Origin of the sequence: Mycobacterium angelicum (genome assembly GCF_002086155.1) — a bacterium.
Taxonomy (GTDB): domain Bacteria; phylum Actinomycetota; class Actinomycetes; order Mycobacteriales; family Mycobacteriaceae; genus Mycobacterium; species Mycobacterium angelicum.
This window is the reverse complement of sequence record NZ_MVHE01000335.1, coordinates 1-377: the sequence shown is the minus strand read 5'-3', so window position 1 is coordinate 377 and position 377 is coordinate 1. Positions and strand designations below refer to the sequence as shown.

Sequence of the window (377 nt, the reverse complement as noted above, 5' to 3'; positions counted from 1 at the left end):
CATCGCGGGTGGGCTGGCCACCGTCGGCGGGGTCCATGCGCCTCGCTTGCCCTTCATATGCAGCTCGGCTCCCAGCGCCGCCTCCAGTTCCTCGGGTGTGGCAAAGATCAGCCGCCGCCAGCCGCAGGCATCGAACAGCTCGTCGTGCAGGTTGTGGGGGAGCCACACCATCCACGCCCACACCTCGGGGTTGCGCGTCACCACCATCAGCTTGACGTCACGCGGGTTGTGAAACACCGCCAGCGAGCACAACACCGACCGCATCAGCGACCGCACCCGGTCCAGGTCCTCGCTCACGAAGCTGAAGCCTGGTGCCGACCGTAGGTTCACCACCTTGGCGATATCGCGAATCTTGCGCTGCTCCAAGATGAAATCGC

Annotated in this window: 1 pseudogene; it reads right to left on the bottom strand. The window is 65.3% G+C overall.

Features of this window, described 5'->3' with window-relative positions:
• A pseudogene (locus BST12_RS29670) lies at positions 1-377 on the bottom strand (hypothetical protein); the annotation flags it as partial.